We start from the raw sequence: 21048 nt of genomic DNA, 5'->3' as shown, positions 1-21048 counted from the left end.
ACATCATTGCTCTCTAAAAGCATGGAATAGGACACAAAACGAAATGAAGTGAATGTTTTGTGATTTTTTAAAAAATACAAACAACGCATATTGACTCTTTATTACGCAAAGTCAGAAATGTTTTTTAACTTTTCAGTAACGATTCTGAAAAATTATTCCAGCAAGGGTATTTAACAATGACATCCACGCTGCTCATCAATGAATTCATGTTTAACTCAAGTATTTCTGGCGATCCGAACGAATTTATAGAAATCAAGGGTGATGCAGATACGGATTATAGTGCATGGTCGCTAATCGTCGTAGACGGCGATGGAACGGCTGCCGGTAAAATTGATAATGTTTTTCAGCTCGGCGTCACTAACAGCAACGGTTACTGGGTCACACCATACCAGACAAATTCTTTGCAGAACGGCACGCAAACTGTCCTCTTGGTCAAAAATTTTACTGGCAAAGCGGGAGACGATCTGGACACGGCCAACACAGGCACTTTCACCTCTACGCCCTGGTCTGAAATCGGTGACACCATTGCGGTCTCAGATGGCGGAAAGGGCGATCCAACTTACGCGAACGCGCCCGTTCTCACAGGCAAATTAATTGCCGGTGCCTCCCGCATTCCTGACGGAAGGGACACTGACAGCCCATCAGACTGGACTGTGGATGATCCGGCTCTTTCTGGCATTGCGGGTTACGGCACAACGCCTGCCGCTGGAACAGTTCTCGTAACACCCGAGGCTGCAAACGACGGCTCTGATGCCGGAGGTTCCTCTGGGTCTGACGATGGCTCTTCCGGGTCGGACACGGGATCAGGCGGTAGCGGTGATGACTCCGGCACCACTACACCGACAACACCAACACCTCTGACGATCCAGCAGATTAACGGGAATGGTTATTACAGTACGGTAGCGGGCAGCAGCGTCACCACCACGGGTGTCGTCACAGCCATTGATACGAATGGCAGTATCGGGTTCTGGATCCAGCAGTCCAGCAAGGACGCCAACAGCGTCGGAAGTACCGGCCTGTTTGTCTATGCCGGAAAAAACGCAACGCTCCCGACTGTTGGCACAACAGTCTCCGTAACCGGCACTGTCACGAACTACTCCGGTACATCCTGGAGCAAGTCCCTCACTTTACCGGAACTCAATCTCGTCTCCTACACAGACACGGGTGCAGCCTACACGGCCATTACCCCAGCGGTGGTGGGTCAAGGTGGCCTCACCGTTCCGGCGGCCTCCTATCTCGGCGATCTGCAACAGGCGATCGACCTCAACACCAGTACGGCTTCCCTCAATCCAGACACCAACGCTTTGGACTTTTACCGGAGCCTCATCGGTCAGGTCATTACCCTGCATGACGTTGTGGCCACCGGCGCCACAGCCTCTAACGCCACATGGGTCGTGCCGGATAACGGCAATGGACTGCTCACGCCAACCGGCGCTCTTCAGAGCACCGAGAGCAGCATCAACACCCAGCGCGTCGAGATATACTATGATAGCGGTGTCACGCCTGGCTCTGCCATCAGTGCCGAAGTAGGCGACAAGCTCGGCGATATTACGGGTGTTCTAACGTATTACAACGGCGTTTATGAACTGATCCCGACCACACAGGTCACGGTCATTCACAATGAAACGCCTGCGCCAGTTACGACCTTCCACAAGGACGAGCAGAACCTTCTCGTCAGCGACTACAACATCGAGAATTTCAACGCCCTGGACCCGGCAAATGCGGACCGTCTGAAGCAGGTCGCGCAGATCATCGTCAAAAATCTTGACAGTCCGGATGTTCTGGCTGTTCAGGAAATTCAGGATGACAGTGGCGTCACTAACGATGGAACTGTCAGCGCTGAGCAGAACCTTGCCGCTCTGGTCAAAGCCATCGCTGATGCCGGGGGGCCCACCTATTCCTGGGCTCAGGTCGATCCGGCGAATGGCACGCAGGGTGGCGTCTCCGGCGGCAATATCCGCAGCGTCTTCCTCTACAACGCAGACCGCGTCACACTGAAAGAACCCGTAATCACCATCGGCAGTGAGGAACTGAGCGGCACGTTTAAGAACACCCGCCTGCCCCTGGTTGGAACCTTCGAGTTCAATGGCAAGGATGTCACGCTCATTAACGTGCATCTGTCCTCGCAGGCCGGAAGTTCGGAGCTGTATGGTGCGACCCAGCCACCAGTAAATCATGGCGGCACGACAGCGACGGTCAACAACCGTATCGCGCAGGCCCAGTACATCACGAACTACGTCCAGAACCAGCTTTCGAGCGATCCTACCGCCAAGATCGGCATCCTCGGTGACTTCAATGACGTGGCGTGGAGCGACGCCAACCAGGTCTATGCCAATGCTGGCCTGACGGACATGGAGACCAAAGAAGACGCAAGCAATCGCTACACCTACATCTATGAAGGCAACGCGCAGTCACTCGACCATACGGTCGGAACGGACGGGTTTGCGAATGCGGGCCAGTTCCAGACCCTGCACGTTAATACGGGACAACTCGACGCAGAGTCAGATCACGATCCGTCCCTGACCCTTCTGGAAATGACGGATTACAGGGCTACGAACGGCACAGCCCTGTCTGACATTACTCTGACAAGCAGCCAGAGCGCCGCCGTCCATAGCGGCAGTTCGGCCTCGAATGTCAGCGTTGGAGATGGAAGCCGTCTTGCACTTTATGCAGGCAGCACGACCCGAAACATCCATCTTTCCAGTGGTGCAAAAGTGGACCTGCCAGAACTCGCCTGGTCCAGCAGCACCACAGCAACCCTGACCGACCCTTCCACGCTGGAAATTTCCAACGGCATAGACACCTATACGATAGCCCTCGATAGCGACTATGCCGCTGATTTCTTCACCCTTCAGTCTGACAGTACAGGCGGCACACTTCTCCTGGCCGAAGGGACGCCCTGCTATTGCCGCGGCACACTCATCATGACGAACCGCGGAGAGATTCCGGTCGAACAGCTCGAAATCGCTGATCTTGTTCAGACCCGTTCGAACGGTCTCCGAGCCATCCACTGGATTGGTCGCCGAAACTATGCGGGCGCGTTCGCTAATGGGAACCGTGACATCCTTCCGGTCATCTTCCGTAGCGGTTCTCTAGGCAATAATCTGCCACAACAGGATCTGTCCGTTTCGCCACTCCACGCCATGTATCTGGACGGGGTTCTGATCCCCGCAGTCGCTCTGGTCAACGGCACAAGCATCCTTCAGGCAGAACGCATGGATGAGGTGGCTTATTTCCACATTGAGCTGGAAAGCCACGACGTCATCTTCGCGAACGGTGCAGAGTCCGAAACCTTTGTGGACGATAGCTCTCGTGGCATGTTCCACAATGCTTCCGAGTATGATGCGCTCTATCCTGCGGCAGAGCAGGTTCAGGCCCGCTATTGTGCGCCACGTGTTGAAGAAGGTGCTCAGTTAGCCGCCATTCGGACGCGCCTGAACGCTCTTTCCACTAAAACACGCGTGGCAACGGGCCCTCTGGAAGGCTTCCTGGACGTTGTAACCCACACTCATATTGAAGGGTGGGCACGCGTTCCGGGCAGCACTGACGCCGTTCGCCTTCAGATCCTTGATAATGGGGTTGTTCTCGGCGAAGTCACCACGGGAACGGCAAGGCCGGATGTTGGTGGAGCCTGTGGCTTCCGATTTGATATTCCAGGCGGTCTGTCTCCGCTGGATCGTCACGTTCTGGAAGTGCGTCGCGCCACCGATCATGCTCCCTTGGGCAACACGCCCTGGATGATGGACCAGATGGAGCAGAAAATTCCACAGGCCGTTCTGGCACCGTCGCCAGTGGCCCCTCTTGATGGCTTCATAGACATCGCTACACGCAATCGCATCTCCGGCTGGGCGACGAACCCTGCTAACCCCGAAGATGTCGTGACGCTGCAGATCGTCGATAACGGTGTGGTTCTCGCTTCCATCGTGGCAAACGGTCGTCGCCCCGATGTTGCCAAGAGCGGACGGCCCCTGCTCTGCGGCTTCGATGTGATCCTGCCCGGCGGCCTCTCCCCACTCACACGCCATGTTCTGGAAGTGCGTCGGGAAGAGGACGGTGCACTTCTGGGCACGCCACAGGTTCTGGAACCCGTAACGGCCTTCGACGCGGATATGGAGCAGACTGTAGCCCGCGCTGTGTCTGCTGCCGCTGACGAACAGTCTGGCGATCAGGTTCTGTCCTTCCTCCTCGGACAGGTGGAAAAACTCCGACAGTCCCGTGCGCTGGCCGTGAGTGGTCTGGCAGAACAGTCTCTTCATGCCACGCGCCGTCGCCGGGGAATGCCCACAAAGGCCACAACGCAACGCAAGCGGGCACTCGTCATTGACAGCCTTCGCCCCGATGCCAATCGGGATGCGGGATCTCAGGCGATCCTGTCTCACATGATGGCCCTCGAAACTCTGGGTTATGACGTCTGTTTCGTAGCCGCTGACCAAATGGACATGACCGCTCCTCTGGACTCACTGGCAAGTGTAAAGGTGCAGGGACTTCCGTTCTTTGCGTCCGTCGAAGACGTTCTGCGCCGCCAGTTGAACAGCTTCGACGTCGTGTATCTGCACCGTGAAGATATCGCGACGCGCTATATGGCACTCGTCCGCCGTAACCAGCAGAAAGCCTACGTCCTCTACAGCGTCGCAGACCTTCACTTCCTGCGTCTGGCACGTCAGGCCGCAGTGCAGGGCCGACCGGAACTGATGGCGAAGGCCAATCAGATTCGCGTGGCGGAATACCGGGCAGTTCTTCAGGCGGATGCTGTCCTGACGCATTCTGAAGCGGAAGCGGCCCAGCTTCGGAAAGATCTGCCGCAAGCCATCGTGCATGTGGTTCCATGGGCAACACCTGCGGCCAGCACCTCGTCCACAAGCCACGACAGAAACGGCGTACTGTTCATTGGTAACTACGCACATGCCCCAAACAGCGATGCCGTGCAGTGGCTGGTGAATGACATCATGCCGGCGGTGTGGGCCATGGACCCGACCATTACCTGCACTCTGGTTGGGGCAGAGATGCCAGACAGCATCCATGCTATGGCCAGCGATCGCATCCGGGTTCTTGGTCATGTCCAGAACTTGGACAGCGTGCTGAACCAAGCGCGCCTCAGTGTCGCTCCTCTCCGGTTCGGGGCAGGCATCAAGGGTAAGGTGCTGGAAAGCCTATCTGCGGGCGTGCCCTGCATCATGACGCCCGTGGCCGCAGAAGGACTGGCGCTTCCGGACAGTCTGCGTGGCCTCGTCCAGTCCACCACCCAAGACATGGCCCAACAGATTGTGGCGCTGCACTCCGCCAAAACTCTGTCTGGCATCATTGAAGCCGGACAGACATACACCAGCGTCACATTCTCTGAAGACGCTGTGACAACGGCACTGGGTGTGGCGCTTGAGCGGAAAGTAACGTTTCAGGCAGCAGGCTGAAGAAAAAGTCAGGACTGACCCAGGAGAGCCATCCATCGATCCATGATGGGGCCTTCCTGAAATTCCAGTGCTTTAAGGCGGGCCATGTCTGACATGGCCCGCCTTTTTTCATTCTGCTCCATCAGAGTCAGAAGAGCTTCAGCAAGTCCGATATAATCCTCGGGTGGCACGAGGATTCCTGTTTCCTCCGGCACAACCACTTCCGCCGGGCCGGTTTCGCAATGGAAAGCCACCACTGGCACTCCCGCTGAGGCAGCCTCAAGCAGAACCATCGGCAGCCCTTCGTAGCGCGATGAACACACGTAGAGCGCGGCCTGCCGGTAGTCGTCATCAAGATGAGAGGTCGCGGGAGCAATCGTCACCCGTAGCAGGCACGCCGCCTGTTGCAGAAGCATGAACCTTTCCGGTCCGTCTCCACGAATAAGTAGAGACCAGCCTGCTACGCGTTTATCAGCCTCTACAGCCGCCCAGGCTTTCAGAAGCAGGTCATAGCCTTTCTGAGCGGTCAGCCGACCTGCCGTCAGAACAAGACGAGAAGTCTGCGCATAAGCTGTCTGCCAGACCGGCGGGGCCATATTCGGAATGACTGACAGAGACGCTTTGAGGGATAGCCCTGCCTGCCAGAGCGCTTTGTCACGCGCCGTCAGGACCACCACATCATCAGCCCATCGCGCCGCAATCTGCCGTCCCCAGACCCGTTTGCGCCGATTGAACGTAATGTTGAAATTGAAGTGCTCCCACACGATGCACCGACACCCGGCCAGACGGGCCGCAGCCACGCCATACAGGGCATGTGTGGCCTCCACAACAACAAGTGTGTCGATGCGGTGACGCTTTAGATAGCGCACCAATTTCCCAACAATTCGTGGCCAGGAATTGAAAATTTTTACCGGCTTTTCAAACAGGGATTTTACGGGAATTCTGTCGTCCAGCGGAAAGACGGGCGCGCCGTTTCCCACCAGTTCCAGCAGATGAACCGTCACATCCCGCTGAACAAGCCCGTTCATCACCGCGCAGGCAGAGCGTTCGGTTCCGCCTGTTGCATTAATATGTTGGATGACAAAGGCGCACCGCATGCGGGATGGTCTACCCCATTCAACTCAAAACGCCTAAGAAACAGATATGACGATTTCACCTCAAACCCTCTCCACCGACGTCGCAATTGTTGGCGCCGGTCCGACCGCCCTCTTCGCAGCTTTTGAATGCGGAATGCTCAAACTGAGCTGCGTCCTGATTGACGCGCTCGACAGCATTGGCGGTCAGTGTGCGGCGCTCTATCCGGAAAAGCCGATTTATGACATCCCGGCACACCCTTCTATTGAGGGCGGCGCACTCATTGAAGCGCTGGATCAGCAGATTGCGCCGTTCGACGTTCCCCGTCTGCTCGGCTCCCGCGTGGAAACCCTGACGGGTCACCGTGGAGACTTCACGCTCACCACAGCACGTGGCGACACCGTGAAAGCCAAGGCTGTCATCATAGCCGCTGGTGCTGGCGCATTCGGTCCGAACCGTCCACCGCTCGACGGATTGGAAGCATACGAGCGCACGGGTGCAGTTCAGTATTACGTCAAGAAGCGCGCTGATTTCGCCGGCAAGAAAATTGTCGTTGCCGGTGGTGGCGATTCTGCTCTGGATTGGGCGCTGTCGCTTTCAGATGTTGCTGAGCACATTTATCTGCTGCATCGCCGAGACCGCTTCCGCGGTGCCCCGGAGACACTGTCCCGCATCGACGATCAGATCAAAGCGGGCCGTATTGAGAAGGTTGTCCCTTACCAGCTCCACGCCCTGCACGGTACGGACGGCCAGCTTTCTGCCGTGGAAGTCACTACTCTGGCTGGCGAATCCCGCCATCTGGACGCTGATACGCTGCTGCCGTTCTATGGTCTTTCCACGGATCTCGGCCCGATCGCTCTTTGGGGTCTGGACACGCATCGCAACACGGTTCCGGTCACCCCGGCGACCTTGGAAAGCAGCACACCGGGCATTTTCGCCATCGGCGATGTGGCAACTTATCCTGGTAAGCTTAAATTAATTCTTCAGGGATTTTCTGAAGGTGCGATGGCAGTTCATGCCATTCACGCCATAGTTCATCCGGATACAGCCCTGCACTTCGAATATTCCACCAGCAAGGGCGTTCCGGGCTGAAAAGCCGGGGGTAGACAACCGTTTCCGCTGGTGCTGATCTGATCGGTACCAAATCGAAAATACGGTTTTCTACCAATCGGAAAGCAGCAGAACTGTCATGAAAATCATCGTCATGGGCGCCGGCGTCATCGGCGTGACAACCGCCTGGTATCTTGCTCAGGAAGGTCATGAAGTTGAGGTTATTGACCGGCAGCCTGGCGTAGGGCTTGAAACGTCCTTCGCCAACGCCGGTCAGGTCTCCCCTGGTTACTCGACACCATGGGCCATGCCGGGTCTGCCGTTCAAAGTCGCCAAATGGATGACCAGCAAACACAGCCCGCTGATCATCCGCCCGCGCTTCGATACGGCCATGTTCCGCTTCATGGGCGAGCTGCTCGCGAACTGTTCGGAAAAAGCATACGACATTAATAAGAGCCGTATGCTTCGGATTGCGGAGTACGCCCGCGATAAAATCGACGCCCTCCGCGACGAAACCGGCATCACGTATGACGGAGACCAAAAAGGTCTAATCCAGCTTTTCCGGACGGATGCCCAGGTCGAACACGCAGCCGAAGACATGCGTCTTCTGGCGGAAAGCGGTGTGGATCATCAGCTTCTGAACGTCGATGAAATCATTGCTCATGAGCCGGGTCTGGCCCATGCCCGCCATCGCCTGCGTGGTGGCTTGCGTCTTCCAGGCGACCAGACGGGTGATGCGCATCTCTTCACACGTCGCCTCGCTGCCATGGCCGAGCAGAAGGGTGTGAAGTTCCGCCTTGGCACCACGATTGAAGCGATCGAAGCGGCTGACAAATCCATCGTGAGCATTCGTACCAGCGCTGGCCGCCTGACAGCAGATGCGTATGTGCTGGCTCTTGGTAGCTACTCCCCGCGTTTGATGAAGCCGCTGGAGCTGCGTCTGCCGATCTATCCGGTCAAGGGATACTCCCTGACCATGCCAATCACAGATGAGAGCCGTGCGCCGGTATCCACGGTGAATGATGAAACCTACAAGGTTGCCATCACCCGCCTCGGGGATCGCATCCGCATCGGCGGAACAGCCGAACTGACTGGCTTCAGCCTACGCCTGAGCCCGGACCGTCGTGAAACGCTGGAACTGTCGTTCAACGAGATGTACGGCGGCGGCGACCTCTCCGCCGCCCGTTACTGGACCGGCCTGCGTCCCTGCACGCCAGATGGCACACCCATCGTCGGGCCAGCTCCGCGCTACGGCAATCTATGGCTTAACACCGGTCACGGCACGCTGGGCTGGACCATGGCAGCGGGCTCCGGCCAGATCGTTGCAGACCAGATCTCCGGCCGGCAGACGGCAATCCCGTCACTGGATCTCTCTCTCGATCGCTACCTGTAAAACGATGCTGCTATCGGCTTTATAAAGGCTGATAGCAGCGTTCTTTCTCTGGCAGACCAATCTGACGTGATCTGCCAGAACCAACTTTCAGCCATACTCTTCCGCTCAAGCGGACAGAAAAGCCCGAACATCCTCTGCAGACACAGTGCCTTCGTGCTCAAGCAACTCCTGCTTGCCACCCACATGATGGGGCATCACCATCAAAGGCGTTCCGTCATCCATGAAGCGAATACGCAACGTCTCCCAATCCGGTGCTACAAACTGCTTGTAAGCCTGCACTAAAGCGCATTGGTCGATACACCAGTTGGTCGGATTATCCGGATTATAGGCAATTTGAAGATAATTATGCAGGAAACGGGCGATGTCGGGCACTTTCTCCGCATTCCCAAAGTAGGAGATGCCAGCCCCAAAACCCCACGGCTCTCCAAAAAACTGATGCCCGGCCTTATCGTAAGCATAAAGGCGAAAGCCATAATCTGCCGTGGCTTTCATCTCTTCCCAGAGTGTCAAAAAATCTGACGGAAAGTAGCCATCACAGTCTGCGGTAATGACCGGACAGCTCCAGCGCTCGGCAATTTCCGGAAAAATCAGATATCGAATGGCCGTATAGGTTGCACCGTCGCGGTAGGTCAGCGGGCCATGCGCAAAGGTGAAATCAAGCCCATAATCATGCCCTGACAAGGCACTGACTATCTCTTCCAACCAGTCCAACTGTTCCTTCGTCGGGCTATCGATACCCAGACAGAGCCGGATGCGGCCACCCTTCGGTCGGGCCATGCACACTTTCAGCAAAGATAGGACTAGCTTGGGAATGAACTGGAAGTATCCAGTATCACAGCCGAAAACCAGACAAAGCTCTGGCTGAACGTCCTCCTGCCCCGGAAGAACACTGGACTTCCAAGTCCACCCCGAGGTTCCAAGACGGTCTTCCACGACTTTGTTTTCAAGGCCAGTAACCTCAGCTTCAGGCAACCAGGAAAACACACCGCAATTATAGTGGATTGGCATGATCCCGTTTTCGATGGCTTGGGTCTTGGCCTCGCCATAATGCCTGTCTGCGGCAGCTCGATCCCCGGACAGCCACGCGTCATGCCCTAAACAAATCTCGCTCCAGTAACGGACGCCATTACCAGTCTGATCATGGCGCAAAAGCGCCCGACCACGGTCTCGGCTTTTACTGAAACAGAACTGCTCAAACATCAGACTATAGGCCTGCACCACATCCTGATTGTTTGTTGCGGCCAGCTTCTGAGAGAGCATCAGGGAATCAAAAAGAGGATCGAAGCCACTTCCTGAAACCTGTTGCATCAGTTCTGGCAGAAGAAAAAGCATGTTCTCTCCTGCTGCCATTCTGGCCTGCAGGTAATCAAGCTGCTTGAGCATGGTCGAATCAAAAAATTTTTGCGCCAGCGCATCCGAGAGATGCTTAGTCGCGGCGGCATGATCTCCCATGCGCTCCGCCAAGACGGCCTGGAAATAGCCTAGATCCGGACGGGCATCATAAAGGCGGGCATATTTTAGAAACTCTTGTCCAAAAGTCATTCTTTCCTGCTCTGCACACATCCGGGCCAAATACAGGAGATGAATGATTTCATGCGGTGCAGCGGACACCCTTAAAATCTGCCTGCGCAGTTCTTCAGTCTCAGGGGTAGAAACTGCCCCGACGAAACTTTCGGACACGCCACGCAAAAGCTTGGACAAGAGGGCGGACGGGCAGGCTCCTAAAATCCAGACGGTTTCATCGCCTGCAGTCTGCAGAAGAATAGTATCCTCTTCGATTGTCGCCAGAAGTGTCTCCAATGGCCATTTCTGATCCCCAATGAAGAGAGAAAATTCCTGAATACACGGCAGCTGTAGAGGTCCATTCCCAATGGACCACCTCCGAGAGAGCAGCGCATGCAGGACAGGAAGCAGAGAGGCCTTGATTGGTAAGAAACTCTCCCATTCCAGATGATAACCTACCCAGTCCAGGTCTATGGCATTGCGACTGGACAGGAACTCCGTACCCATCGTCAAAACACACAACGGTCGTACGGCCCCCGGCAAAGGACAGAGCGACAAACCTGCCCAACTGGGCATCATGTCATATCCGCCTTCTACCAGAACGGGTGTGACCACTTTCAACAATACGTCTGCAAAAGATGCCGTGCATAAACAGGCTTCCCTGCTGGAAACAAGCGTCCCATGCCAAGACAAAAGATAAGAAGCCATGAAATCCACACCCGGAAAATTGAAACGACTGTATGTCTTGCAAGCAAAGGTTTGAGAGGACCGTACAGTAAAAACAAAAAAAGCGGGACCAGCCTGAGCCGATCCCGCTTTCCTCTACTCACTACCCGGTAAAACCGGGTAAGCCGTCATTAGTTGGACGGTGCTGCTTCATCCGTCGTGGAGGCAGCAGCGGCAGCCTTCTTATGCTTCTTGTGATGGTGCTTCTTGTGATGATGCTTCTTCGTGGTGCTCGTCTTGTCGGACGTTGCAGCATCCGTGGATGCAGCTTCCGGAGCGGCGGCAGGCGCAGCAGGTTCTGCTGGCGCGGCAGGAGCCGTCGGAGCAGGCGTTGCTTCGACCGGAGCAGACACTGGATCAGCGAAAGCCGGAGCAGCTGTCAGGGCCAGAGCAGAAACGGCGGCGATTAGGGAACGATTGAAAAGGCGCATCTGAGAACGAAGCTCCAGAGAACTGAAAAACGGACCACATTTCAGAAAATTCGAAGTGGCCATGCTCTGAAATTAGCACCAGCGCGCGTCTTCGTCGTGCATTAACTTTATGAAATTTCAGGGGGATAGCGGCTCCTCTTCGCAAATACGCCTCAATTCCGCCAAAGTCGCGTCGAGGACTTCCTGATTTCTTGCCTCTCGACTCTCAGCCATAAAAAAAACGCGCACCGGAAACCCGGTGCGCGTTCTTCGAAATCTATTCCCTGATGGGAAAGATCAGCTTTCGCGGCTCTTGGAAGCGCGCTTACGCTCGTTCGGATCCAGGTAACGCTTACGGATACGAATGGCGGATGGCGTCACTTCAACCAGCTCATCGTCTTCAATGTAGGCGATGGCCTGCTCAAGGCTCATACGGCGCGGCGGCGTCAGAAGCAGGGCTTCGTCCTTGCCGGATGCACGCATGTTGGTCAGCTTCTTTTCACGGACCGCATTGATGTCCAGATCGTTCTCGCGGGAGTGCTCACCCAGGATCATACCTGTGTAGATCTTCTCGCCAGCGTCCACGAACATCGTGCCACGATCCTGAAGGGCGAACAGCGCGTACTGCGTTGTCTGACCATCTTCAGCGGAGATCAGCGAGCCGTTACGACGGCCTTCGATCGTGCCGACATATGGCAGATAACCATGGAACAGACGGTTCATGAGGCCCGTACCGCGCGTGTCGGTCAGGAACTCACCATGATAGCCGATCAGGCCACGGGACGGGATCAGGAACGTCAGACGAACCTTGCCACCACCGGACGGACGCATGTCCTGCATCACACCCTTACGCAGGGACATCTTCTCGACGACAACGCCAGAATACGGCTCGTCAACGTCGACCAGAACTTCTTCGAACGGCTCTTCACGATCGCCGGTCTCTTCGTTTTCACGGAAGAGAACGCGCGGACGACCGATCGTCAGCTCAAAGCCTTCACGACGCATCTGCTCAATCAGAACGCCAAGCTGAAGTTCACCACGACCGGCAACTTCAAAAGCTTCGCTTTCCGGGCTTTCCGTAACCTTAATGGCCACGTTGCCTTCGGTTTCCTTGAAGAGACGGTCACGGATCTGACGCGACGTAACCTTCTTGCCTTCACGGCCACCCAGCGGGCCATCGTTGATGCGGAAGGTCATGGACAGGGTCGGCGGATCAACCGGACGGGACGGCAGCGGCTCGCTGATGGACGGGTCAGCAATCGTGTCCGGAATCGTTGCTTCGGACAGACCAGCAACGGCCACGATGTCACCAGCTTCGGCTTCATCAACCGGCACGCGGTCCAGACCACGGAAAGACAGCAGCTTGGTCAGACGGCCGGTTTCAACAACCGTTCCGTCCGGACGCAGCACGCGAACCGGCATGTTCACCTTCGCACGGCCCTGATCGATACGACCCGTCAGGATACGGCCAAGGAAGTTGTCGCTCTCAAGGATGGTTGCAACCATGCCGAAAGGCGCATCCTTGTCGACGTTTGGCGTCGGGACGTGGCGCAGAACCAGATCGAACAGCGGGGACAGGTCCTTCTTCGGTCCGTCCAGCTCAAGATCAGCCCAGCCCTGACGGCCGGAAGCGTACAGCATCGGGAAGTCGAGCTGGTGCTCATCAGCGCCCAGGGATGCGAACAGATCAAAGATTTCTTCGTGCACTTCGTCCGGACGCGCGTCGCTACGGTCGATCTTGTTCACGACCACGATCGGGCGGATGCCACGGGCCAGAGCCTTGCCCAGAACGAACTTCGTCTGCGGCAGAGCGCCTTCAGCGGCGTCAACAAGGATGATCGCGCCATCCACCATGCTCAGGATACGCTCGACTTCGCCACCGAAGTCAGCATGGCCCGGCGTATCAATGATGTTGATACGCGAGTCTTTCCAGACAACGGACGTACACTTGGCAAGAATGGTGATACCACGCTCGCGTTCGAGGTCATTGCTGTCCATCGCGCGATCAGCAACGTGCTGGTTCTCGCGGAAAGAGCCGGACTGCTTGAGGAGCGCGTCAACCAGCGTGGTTTTGCCATGATCGACGTGCGCGATGATGGCGATGTTACGGATTTCCATGTGGTCTTCCAGACGGTGCATCGAAGATAAGAATTTGCGCCGTCTTCTGCACCGAATCCCGCGAATATGCAAACTCTGTCGCAGTCTTTTCGTAAAGGGGCCGGGTTGAGTGAGGCGCAAAGCTGGTCCACATCTTCGGAAAACACAGTCTTTCCGCGAGAAGAATCCACCATGTCCGACCATCATCCAACGGGGCCTTCCGCCCCGGGAACTGACGCCCTGAGCCAGCTTGGCCGTAACACGGCCGCCGCAAACAGCCCGGAAGAAGCTGTTCTGGAGCGTGTGCCCTCCCCTCATCAGGGTCGCAAATACGTCGTGCGCTTCACAGCACCGGAGTTCACGTCTCTTTGCCCCGTGACGGGCCAGCCGGACTTCGCGCACATCGTCATCGATTACATCCCGAGCAAATGGATCGTGGAGAGCAAGTCTCTCAAGCTGTACCTGACCAGCTTTCGCAACCATGGCGCTTTCCACGAGGATTGTTCCGTTGCGATTGCCGAACGCCTTGTCGAACTGCTCGATCCGGAATGGCTGCGCATCGGAGCCTACTGGTACCCCCGCGGCGGCATTCCAATCGATGTCTTCTGGCAGACAGGTGAGCCACCAGCAGGCGTCTGGATTCCTTCACAGGACGTTCCCGGCTATCGGGGCCGTGGCTGAGACATGACTGAAGCGGCTGCCATTGCCCGTGCCCGCGGGCCTGTCACCCAGGCACGGCTGGCGGTTGATTTCAGACGGATTGGCGTTGAACCCGGCATGACGGTTCTGGTTCATACGGCCATGAGCCGTATTGGCTGGATCTGTGGCGGGGCAAGAAGTGTTATTGAGGCTCTTCTTCAGGTTGTGGGGCCGGAAGGCACGATCGTCATGCCTGCGCAGTCTTCGGATCTGAGCGATCCCGCCGGATGGTGTGATCCACCCGTTCCACAGACCTGGTGGGACACGATCCGAGCCAGCATGCCTGCGTTCGATCCCCGCACAACCTCCACGCGGGGCGTTGGCACAGTTGCCGAGACCTTCCGTACGTGGCCCGGGACGCTCCGGAGCCTGCATCCGCAGGTGTCCTTTACAGCCCGGGGGCCACGGGCTGCAGACATTCTCTCCAGCCATCCTCTCGAGGACCCGTTTGGCGTTGTTTCGCCTCTCGCGGCTCTGAACCAGTGCGGCGCTTACGTGCTGATGATCGGCACAGGCTGGGAAACCTGTACGGCGCTTCATCTGGCGGAACGCCTCTCAGATCCGCACGGTCCCACGTTTGAAGACGGAACTGCTCTGCTGGTGGATGAGGAACGTCGTTGGGTCCGGTTCCGCATGCCGCAAACGAATGTGGAGCGCTTTCCGGCTGTAGGGGCAAAACTGGATGGGCAGGCTATGCTCCAACATGGCCATGTCGGAGCGGCCCCCTCGCGGCTGTTCCCAGTCGCTCAGGCCGTCGATACGGCCGTGGAAATGTGGAGCTTACCGTCCCTTATGACGTAGTAACCGGGAGGCGTATTTCAGTCCCCCTGTGCGGGCTCTTTCTGAGAGCCAGCACAATGAGAGCCGCTCCATAAACAAGCGCCACACCATCCACACTCACAGCCAAGGACGTGACCGTTCCCGACGTCAGAGATCGTGTCATGTCCGTCAGGGGGATCAGAAGGGTCAGCACGCCAGCCACAGTTAGAAGGGGGCGAAGACTTCTCGTTCCGCCCCAACACGCAGCGACAGTGAGGCAGATGAAAAAGACCGCGTAAAACAGGGCCTCAGCTGCCTGGTAGTGGCCTCCTTCTGGTAAGAAAGGCGCGGCAGCAAGAACTGCGGATACACCGCTGATGCAGCCAATCATGCAGCCTGTTGTCAGAGCCGAAAGGCAGCGCGTTCCAAAGCTGTCTTCCGTCAGACCAGCGGAGCGGTCACGGCGCCTGCGCGATGAGATCCAGAGCTGATTGCCTGAGTAAAACAGGAATGCTCCACCAAACCCCAAAACAGCATAGCCCCACCGGATCAGCCACCCTCCGTAAGTCCCGAAATGCAGAGCGTAGATCAACGTGAGGGCCTGGAATGCTGGCTTCTGATGGTTGGGCAGAAAATCAGTTGAGATCAGGCGCCCTGTGTAAGGATTGACCTCGCCATACCCCCCATCCGGTCGCCGGCTGATCTGCGCCGCATCCTGTACCGTCACGTGCAAAGACAGCTTCCCGCCCCGGCTGGAATAGGCCAGCGTGTCCAGCTCAAGCCCCGGAACCTGCTTTCGGAAGGCATCGACAATCGCCAGCGGCTCAAGAAGTGCCTGAGGCCGGTCACCCTGGTGCGAGTGATTTTTCTGAGGCGGATGTGCGGACACTGCTGGCAGAAACAGGGTTTTTTCCACCGCCATGATGGGCTGATGAAATGCAAACCCAGCAGCCGTTGCAGCCATCACGATGTGAAACGGCAGGGAGCAAACACCCAGCAACGTATGGAAATCGAGCCACATGCGGCGCAGATTTTCGGTCAGTCTTACGGCAAAGAGATTACGAACCAGAGAGGGCAGCAGAACAATCGTGCCCGACACAAGCGCCACAGCATACAAGAGCGCCACAATCCCCATAATGAGGCGCCCATATTCCCGGTTCAGGGGAAGGCCTATTCTTTGATGCAGGATGTTGAGGAAATACCCGACCTGCGAGGGTGTTCTCGTCTGGGTAACGAGTGTGCCATCTGCGGCCAGACCTGCATAAACTGTCCGTGCAGGCCCATGGTCCCTGTCTGATGAGACAACCCACATGAGGCTCGATGGACTGGTCTCATCCGGATGCAAAACCACAGTATGGTTGGCAATCATGGACGGATCTGCCGTCTCGGCCTTCTGCACCAGTTCGGACAGGCGATCTGCCGGAACTGGTGCTGGCAACGTGGCTGTGCGAGAGGCCCAGTTCCCCAGCGGCAATTCAAACATTGTCATGCCGCCTGCGTAGAAGGCGATGAACAGGAACAGCCCTGCCATAATGCCCACCCAGCTATGAACATTCCGGTAAAGCCGGACGACATCCCCGCGAATCTTCATGCCATGACACCATGCAGCAGGAAAAACAGGACCCACACCCCGGCATTGACGAGAACCAGCGTCAGCCATGCCTGACGGGGGGAGCGGAACAGGAAAGAAAATGCCACCACAAGCCCCCAGACAGGCCCGGGAAACCAGCGCAAAATCTGGGATGCTGCGGTTTTAAGCTGGGCATCGGCGTGAAACACCAGCCCCAGGATGCCCATCAGACCGATCGCGAGCGCCGCGCCGAGTATCAGTCCAGCCAACACCTTCCCGATCCATCCTGTGCCATCCAATGGCTTGGGCTGCGTCGTACCACTCACAATGTGCGCCCCTGAGGCCTGAAAATCGCCAGTGTCAGAGGCAGCAGACTACACGCCAGCATCAGCACGGTTCCAACCACCAGCAGCGCTGTGAGGAGATGTATCCTCAGGGCCATTACCTCTACCGCAGCCAACAGACTGAGCAGCCCCGGCACTACGCCTGCACGCAATGAGAGAGAGCGACGTATCAAACACTGAGACGGCGCCGACAGGTAAAACAGTCCTGCGGCGAGAATGGTCAGGACTACAGAAAGGAGTTCGAACACCACGAGCCATTTACCAACGATAGGACAAAGTAACGAATACTGCTCGTCCTGGTGCCCAGGCACAGGCAACCGAACGCGTACACATTGCTACGTAATGGCGGTTTGCGATGTTGGTCCCATTGAACTGCATTCCAAAACGCCGGTAATCCAGATGAGCCTGCAAATCCCAGACAAGCTGGCTTGGAACCGTGAATGTTTCCGGCAATGCTCCTGCCGTATTACCCGTATAGCGTACACCTGCACCTAGTCCCGTAACCCAGTTTTTCGTCAGCCGAAAATCCCGCTTCAGGAACAGGGATGCCATATGAGACGGGACCGCAACCGGGCGCTGATTTTTCTGGGCCGCAACGGTTGTCTTTGTAATCCGGGGATCCTGATAGGTGAAAGAAGCCAACATATCGATCCTGTATGGAAGACGTCCGACGCCTTCCGCCTCAAACCCACGCGTTCTCTGTTCGCCCGTCTGGATGTCATAGGTCGAATCAGCAGGGTCAGTTGTCAGAACATTGGTTTCGACCAGATTGAAGAAATCAGCCGTCAGCATGAAGTCTTCGCCCCAAGGCGTTCCGTGCGGCGGCTTGTATTTCAGGCCAGCCTCGATCTGCTTTCCGCGCGTTGGCAGGAAAGGCGTATTCTCACGCGTCGTTCCGACCTGAGGCTGAAAAGATGTCGCATAAGAAACATAAGGCGCCAGGCCGATAGAGGACTTGTAGAGCAGCCCGACACGCCCAGTAAAAGCATTGTTCTGTTGAGGGGTCTGTGTCCCCGTACGATTATCGACAGTGAGACTTTCCGTAAAATCCTCTCGTCCCGAGAGGGTCAGATAGAGATGATGCCACTCCGCCTGTTCCTGCGCGTAAATCCCAGTCTGCGTCTCGGTCTCGTTCGTATTGGTCGTAGTGCCATAGGTTGGCCAACTGATCGTGCGATAGACGGGGTGGTACAGATCCAGGGACGGAGCCGTTCTCTGTCCGCGGCGGCTGGCCAGAAAATCACTTCGGAAATCCACACCAGCCAGTAGCTCATGATGCACCGGCCCCGTCTTGAGCTTCAGGTTGGAGCGCGTATCCAGCGTCACGTTGTTGTAATTAGCGGACTGTAGCAACGCCCGTCGCGTCAGTGTGCGTTGATCGGAAGACAGGGCAACAGCCGTCACGAACCGATAGTCCAGATCCAGATGCGCGTATCGCATATTCTGGCTGATGGTCCAGTTCGGGGTCAGGCGCCGCGTGAAGCTGTAACCAAGGGCGACCTGACGCTTCGAATACACATCATAATCAGCATCGCTACTCAGGAAATTACGCGCGATGTACCCGTAAGGACTGGCAAAAAGCGTTCCAACAGACGGGAGAAACTGAGCTGTTGACCCTGCATCAAGCTGTTCATAGCTCGCAAGGATTGTGAAATCTGTCTTGCTATCCGGGCGCCAGCGCAGGGACGGCGCAACATAGACTTCGTTATTCTTGATATTCTTCGCGTAGGTGTCGGACTTACGCAGAAGACCATTGAAACGCCACAAAAGCGTTTTGCCGGAGTCAATGGCTCCCCCGACATCCGCAGCGCCCTGAACGCGGCTGTAGGATCCAGTCTGAAACGCAACCTCGTTCTGTTGATTTTCACGGGGCCGCTTACTGACCGCGTTGATGATGCCGCCAAGCTGCCCGGAGCCATACAACGCCGATGAAGCCCCACGCAGCACGTCCATTTCTTCAAGTCCCCACGGCTCTATGCTGAAGGACTGCGAGGACGCGGCATCGGGCGTACGTGTTCCATCAAGATAGATATCCGGGGAAAAACCCCGGATTGTCCCGAAATATCCGCGTGGGTCATCCTTGGAGCCATAGTCAGAAACACCCGCAGCGTAGCGAACCGCCTCGGACACACTGCGTGAGTTCAGCATCGCCATGCGCGCCTGGGTAATAACCGTCAGGTTCTGAGGAACATCTTCAAGCGGCGTGGACGTTTTGGTTGCGGCATTTCCGCCAACCGAAAGCAACCCGACATGGCTGCCCTTCACTTTCAGGCGCTCTTCCCGGGCGTGATCAGCCGATTGTCCCTGCCGAACAGGCTCAGGCTGATGATGCCTTGAACCTTCCTTCTCCGGCTCCTGCGCGAACACCAGACCCGAAGGCAGCCCCAGCAACACTGTTGCACAGGGAATAAGACACGACCGTACCCGCATCGCCAAATCTCCGAAAAGCGAGCGGGGAGATAACACTAATGATAATTATTCTCAACAACTGAAAGCTGGAAATTCCGAAAAGCCTTCGAAATCTCCATCACTTTTTCAAATCATTACCTACGGTCGCACGCCTGTAACCAAACAAGCGTGCTCTTACGCCTCAATCCCCAACTGTCCCTGGAAGTAAAGCAACGGGGCTTCATCACGAACGGTGATGGACGTCGGCTTTGCCATGAACAGTGCGTGCGTACCGCCCTGAAACGTCTCCACCAATTCGCAATGCATCTGCACCAGTGCGCCATCAATAAACGCCGTACCGTCTTCCGCTCGTACAACGACGTCTGATCCGAATTTATCTGCTGTGCGGCTGGCAAACAGCATGGCCACATCCTTGTGGCTATTGTTCAGGATGCTCAGACCAAAACGCCCGGCTTCAGCAATCGCTTTATAAGTCGAGCTGCCACGATGCAGGCAGACCAGAAGCAGGAGCGGATCAAGGGAAACAGATGTCAGGGCGCTGATGGTTGCGCCCTGCTCGCCTTCGCTTCCCTTGGCCGTCACAACAGCGACACCCGTTGCGAAATGGGACATCGCCCGGCGAAAGTCCTGCTCATTCAGTGTCGTCATGACAACTCTCCTGCCATCGTCGGAATTTTTGGTTCCGGCACCATTACAGGAGAACCACGACTGTCACCAGAAGCGGCCCTTTCGCAAGACGATCTCTTTTTCAGAAGCGGGCAGTCATGGGGTGGGCGCCCATGCGGCCATCTTCACGATCAAGTTTTGCGATCGCCGCCATGTCGTTCTCTGTCAGGGTAAAATCGAAGACATCCAGATTCTCCGCCAATCTCTTCAGGTTCGCCGATTTCGGTATCACGATAAGACCGCTCTGCAGATGCCAACGAATAATGACCTGAGCAGGCGTCCGCCCTACACTTCGAGCAATTTCCCCGATCGTGGCATTATCCAGCACCTGCCCTTTCCCAAGCGGACGCCATGATTCCGTGCGGATATTGTGTTGCTCGTTAAAGGCCCGCAGCGCCTTCTGCTGGAAAAATGGATGAAGTTCGATCTGGTTGACAGCCGGCACAACGCCGGTTGCATCCATGATGCGCGACAAATGTTCTGGCTCGAAATTGGACACGCCAATGGACTTGACGCGCCCTTCCTTTTGCAGCGTCACGAGGGCCTTCCATGTTTCCACATACTGACCCTGTTCCGGCATTGGCCAGTGAATAAGATACATGTCCAGAACCGGGCGACGCAGCAGACGGCAACTTTCCTCATAAGCACGCAGCGTACTGTCGTAGCCCTGCTCGTCATTCCAGACTTTCGTTGTCACGAACACATCGGGATAGTCCGCCAGACCTTCACCGACGCCATCTTCGTTCCGATAGAGGCGTGCCGTATCGACAGAGTGATATCCGAGCTTTACAGCCTCCCGGACAACCGTTGCTGTCTCTTCAGGAGGCGTCTTCCACACACCCAGCCCAAGCTGCGGAATAACGCGGCCATCATTCAGCGTAATTCTTGTCTGGTTATCCAGATATGGCACCTCATCGTTCATCAGAAATTCCTTTTCAAATCTTGTTCTTACAGACCAAAC

General features: G+C 56.4%; 15 protein-coding genes. 5 read left to right on the top strand and 10 right to left on the bottom strand.

Annotated features, from left to right (window positions below; genetic code table 11):
- Positions 1 to 176 precede the first annotated feature (176 nt).
- Positions 177 to 5408, top strand: a complete 5232-nt coding sequence (locus KP702_RS00280; RefSeq protein WP_215768339.1) for a Hint domain-containing protein — start codon at positions 177 to 179, stop codon at positions 5406 to 5408.
- Between the two features lie 8 nt (positions 5409 to 5416).
- Here the strand turns inward: KP702_RS00280 and KP702_RS00275 are convergent, their stop codons facing one another.
- A complete protein-coding gene (locus KP702_RS00275; protein ID WP_202206228.1) occupies positions 5417 to 6484 on the bottom strand; it encodes a glycosyltransferase family 4 protein in 1068 nt (355 codons plus the stop codon).
- Positions 6485 to 6530: 46 nt separating this feature from the next.
- Here KP702_RS00275 and KP702_RS00270 point away from each other — a divergent pair, with 46 nt between their 5' ends.
- Together KP702_RS00270 and KP702_RS00265 are read left to right on the top strand one after the other, a co-directional pair.
- On the top strand, positions 6531 to 7553 hold the full coding sequence (locus KP702_RS00270; protein WP_202206227.1) for an NAD(P)/FAD-dependent oxidoreductase: 1023 nt from the start codon (positions 6531 to 6533) through the stop codon (positions 7551 to 7553).
- A gap of 97 nt (positions 7554 to 7650) precedes the next feature.
- A complete protein-coding gene (locus KP702_RS00265; protein ID WP_046900180.1) occupies positions 7651 to 8904 on the top strand; it encodes a D-amino acid dehydrogenase in 1254 nt (417 codons plus the stop codon).
- A 105-nt stretch (positions 8905 to 9009) separates the two neighbouring features.
- On the opposite strand, the gene KP702_RS00260 is transcribed toward KP702_RS00265, so the two are convergent.
- From KP702_RS00260 to typA, 3 genes are all read right to left on the bottom strand, one after another.
- A complete protein-coding gene (locus KP702_RS00260; protein ID WP_215768338.1) occupies positions 9010 to 11115 on the bottom strand; it encodes a hypothetical protein in 2106 nt (701 codons plus the stop codon).
- A gap of 149 nt (positions 11116 to 11264) precedes the next feature.
- The gene (locus tag KP702_RS00255; protein WP_046900907.1) at positions 11265 to 11564 is read right to left on the bottom strand and encodes a hypothetical protein; all 300 of its coding nucleotides are present in this window, start codon (positions 11562 to 11564) and stop codon (positions 11265 to 11267) included.
- Between the two features lie 276 nt (positions 11565 to 11840).
- Positions 11841 to 13661, bottom strand: a complete 1821-nt coding sequence (gene typA, locus KP702_RS00250; protein ID WP_086634249.1) for a translational GTPase TypA — start codon at positions 13659 to 13661, stop codon at positions 11841 to 11843.
- Between the two features lie 171 nt (positions 13662 to 13832).
- Between typA and queF the strand changes: the two genes are divergently transcribed.
- Both queF and KP702_RS00240 read left to right on the top strand, forming a co-directional pair.
- Complete coding sequence (queF, locus tag KP702_RS00245; protein ID WP_202206224.1) at positions 13833 to 14321, top strand: preQ(1) synthase; 489 nt, start codon at positions 13833 to 13835, stop codon at positions 14319 to 14321.
- A 3-nt stretch (positions 14322 to 14324) separates the two neighbouring features.
- Positions 14325 to 15140, top strand: a complete 816-nt coding sequence (locus KP702_RS00240; RefSeq protein WP_202206223.1) for an aminoglycoside N(3)-acetyltransferase — start codon at positions 14325 to 14327, stop codon at positions 15138 to 15140.
- Here KP702_RS00240 and KP702_RS00235 read toward each other — a convergent pair.
- The 6 genes from KP702_RS00235 to KP702_RS00210 form a co-directional block, all read right to left on the bottom strand.
- A complete protein-coding gene (locus KP702_RS00235) occupies positions 15130 to 16689 on the bottom strand; it encodes a PepSY domain-containing protein (RefSeq protein ID WP_202206222.1) in 1560 nt (519 codons plus the stop codon). The two genes, KP702_RS00240 and KP702_RS00235, sit on opposite strands and share 11 nt — an antisense overlap.
- Positions 16686 to 16994, bottom strand: a complete 309-nt coding sequence (locus KP702_RS00230; RefSeq protein WP_237389805.1) for a hypothetical protein — start codon at positions 16992 to 16994, stop codon at positions 16686 to 16688. The genes KP702_RS00235 and KP702_RS00230 overlap by 4 nt, the downstream gene beginning before the upstream one ends.
- Positions 16991 to 17263, bottom strand: coding sequence for a hypothetical protein (locus KP702_RS00225; RefSeq protein ID WP_237389804.1), 273 nt, complete (start codon positions 17261 to 17263; stop codon positions 16991 to 16993). Before KP702_RS00225 ends, KP702_RS00230 begins: the two co-directional genes overlap by 4 nt.
- Before the next feature lie 7 nt (positions 17264 to 17270).
- The gene (locus KP702_RS00220) at positions 17271 to 19442 is read right to left on the bottom strand and encodes a TonB-dependent siderophore receptor (RefSeq protein WP_202206221.1); all 2172 of its coding nucleotides are present in this window, start codon (positions 19440 to 19442) and stop codon (positions 17271 to 17273) included.
- Positions 19443 to 19595: 153 nt separating this feature from the next.
- Positions 19596 to 20069: a flavin reductase family protein gene (locus KP702_RS00215; protein WP_202206220.1), complete on the bottom strand. Its 474-nt coding sequence runs from the start codon at positions 20067 to 20069 to the stop codon at positions 19596 to 19598.
- 100 nt (positions 20070 to 20169) lie between these two features.
- Positions 20170 to 21009 carry an aldo/keto reductase gene (locus KP702_RS00210; protein WP_202206219.1) on the bottom strand — a complete coding sequence of 280 codons (840 nt, stop codon included), beginning with the start codon at positions 21007 to 21009 and terminating at the stop codon, positions 20170 to 20172.
- Positions 21010 to 21048: the final 39 nt, after the last annotated feature.

The organism is Gluconobacter sp. P5B12, assembly GCF_018812035.1.
Classification (GTDB): Bacteria; Pseudomonadota; Alphaproteobacteria; order Acetobacterales; family Acetobacteraceae; genus Gluconobacter.
Note: the sequence above shows the minus strand (reverse complement) of the source record. Positions and strands in the feature narration are given on the sequence as shown.

What these genes read in the sequence shown, in the direction of transcription:
- KP702_RS00260 (WP_215768338.1), bottom strand. Translation starts at nt 11,115, where the DNA reads ATGGCTTCTTATCTTTTGTCTTGGCATGGGACGCTTGTTTCCAGCAGG.
- queF (WP_202206224.1), top strand. Translation starts at nt 13,833, where the DNA reads ATGTCCGACCATCATCCAACGGGGCCTTCCGCCCCGGGAACTGACGCC.
- KP702_RS00240 (WP_202206223.1), top strand. Translation starts at nt 14,325, where the DNA reads ATGACTGAAGCGGCTGCCATTGCCCGTGCCCGCGGGCCTGTCACCCAG.
- KP702_RS00280 (WP_215768339.1), top strand. Translation starts at nt 177, where the DNA reads ATGACATCCACGCTGCTCATCAATGAATTCATGTTTAACTCAAGTATT.
- KP702_RS00265 (WP_046900180.1), top strand. Translation starts at nt 7,651, where the DNA reads ATGAAAATCATCGTCATGGGCGCCGGCGTCATCGGCGTGACAACCGCC.
- KP702_RS00255 (WP_046900907.1), bottom strand. Translation starts at nt 11,564, where the DNA reads ATGCGCCTTTTCAATCGTTCCCTAATCGCCGCCGTTTCTGCTCTGGCC.
- KP702_RS00275 (WP_202206228.1), bottom strand. Translation starts at nt 6,484, where the DNA reads ATGCGGTGCGCCTTTGTCATCCAACATATTAATGCAACAGGCGGAACC.
- KP702_RS00210 (WP_202206219.1), bottom strand. Translation starts at nt 21,009, where the DNA reads ATGAACGATGAGGTGCCATATCTGGATAACCAGACAAGAATTACGCTG.
- KP702_RS00270 (WP_202206227.1), top strand. Translation starts at nt 6,531, where the DNA reads ATGACGATTTCACCTCAAACCCTCTCCACCGACGTCGCAATTGTTGGC.
- typA (WP_086634249.1), bottom strand. Translation starts at nt 13,661, where the DNA reads ATGGAAATCCGTAACATCGCCATCATCGCGCACGTCGATCATGGCAAA.
- KP702_RS00220 (WP_202206221.1), bottom strand. Translation starts at nt 19,442, where the DNA reads ATGCGGGTACGGTCGTGTCTTATTCCCTGTGCAACAGTGTTGCTGGGG.
- KP702_RS00235 (WP_202206222.1), bottom strand. Translation starts at nt 16,689, where the DNA reads ATGAAGATTCGCGGGGATGTCGTCCGGCTTTACCGGAATGTTCATAGC.
- KP702_RS00215 (WP_202206220.1), bottom strand. Translation starts at nt 20,069, where the DNA reads ATGACGACACTGAATGAGCAGGACTTTCGCCGGGCGATGTCCCATTTC.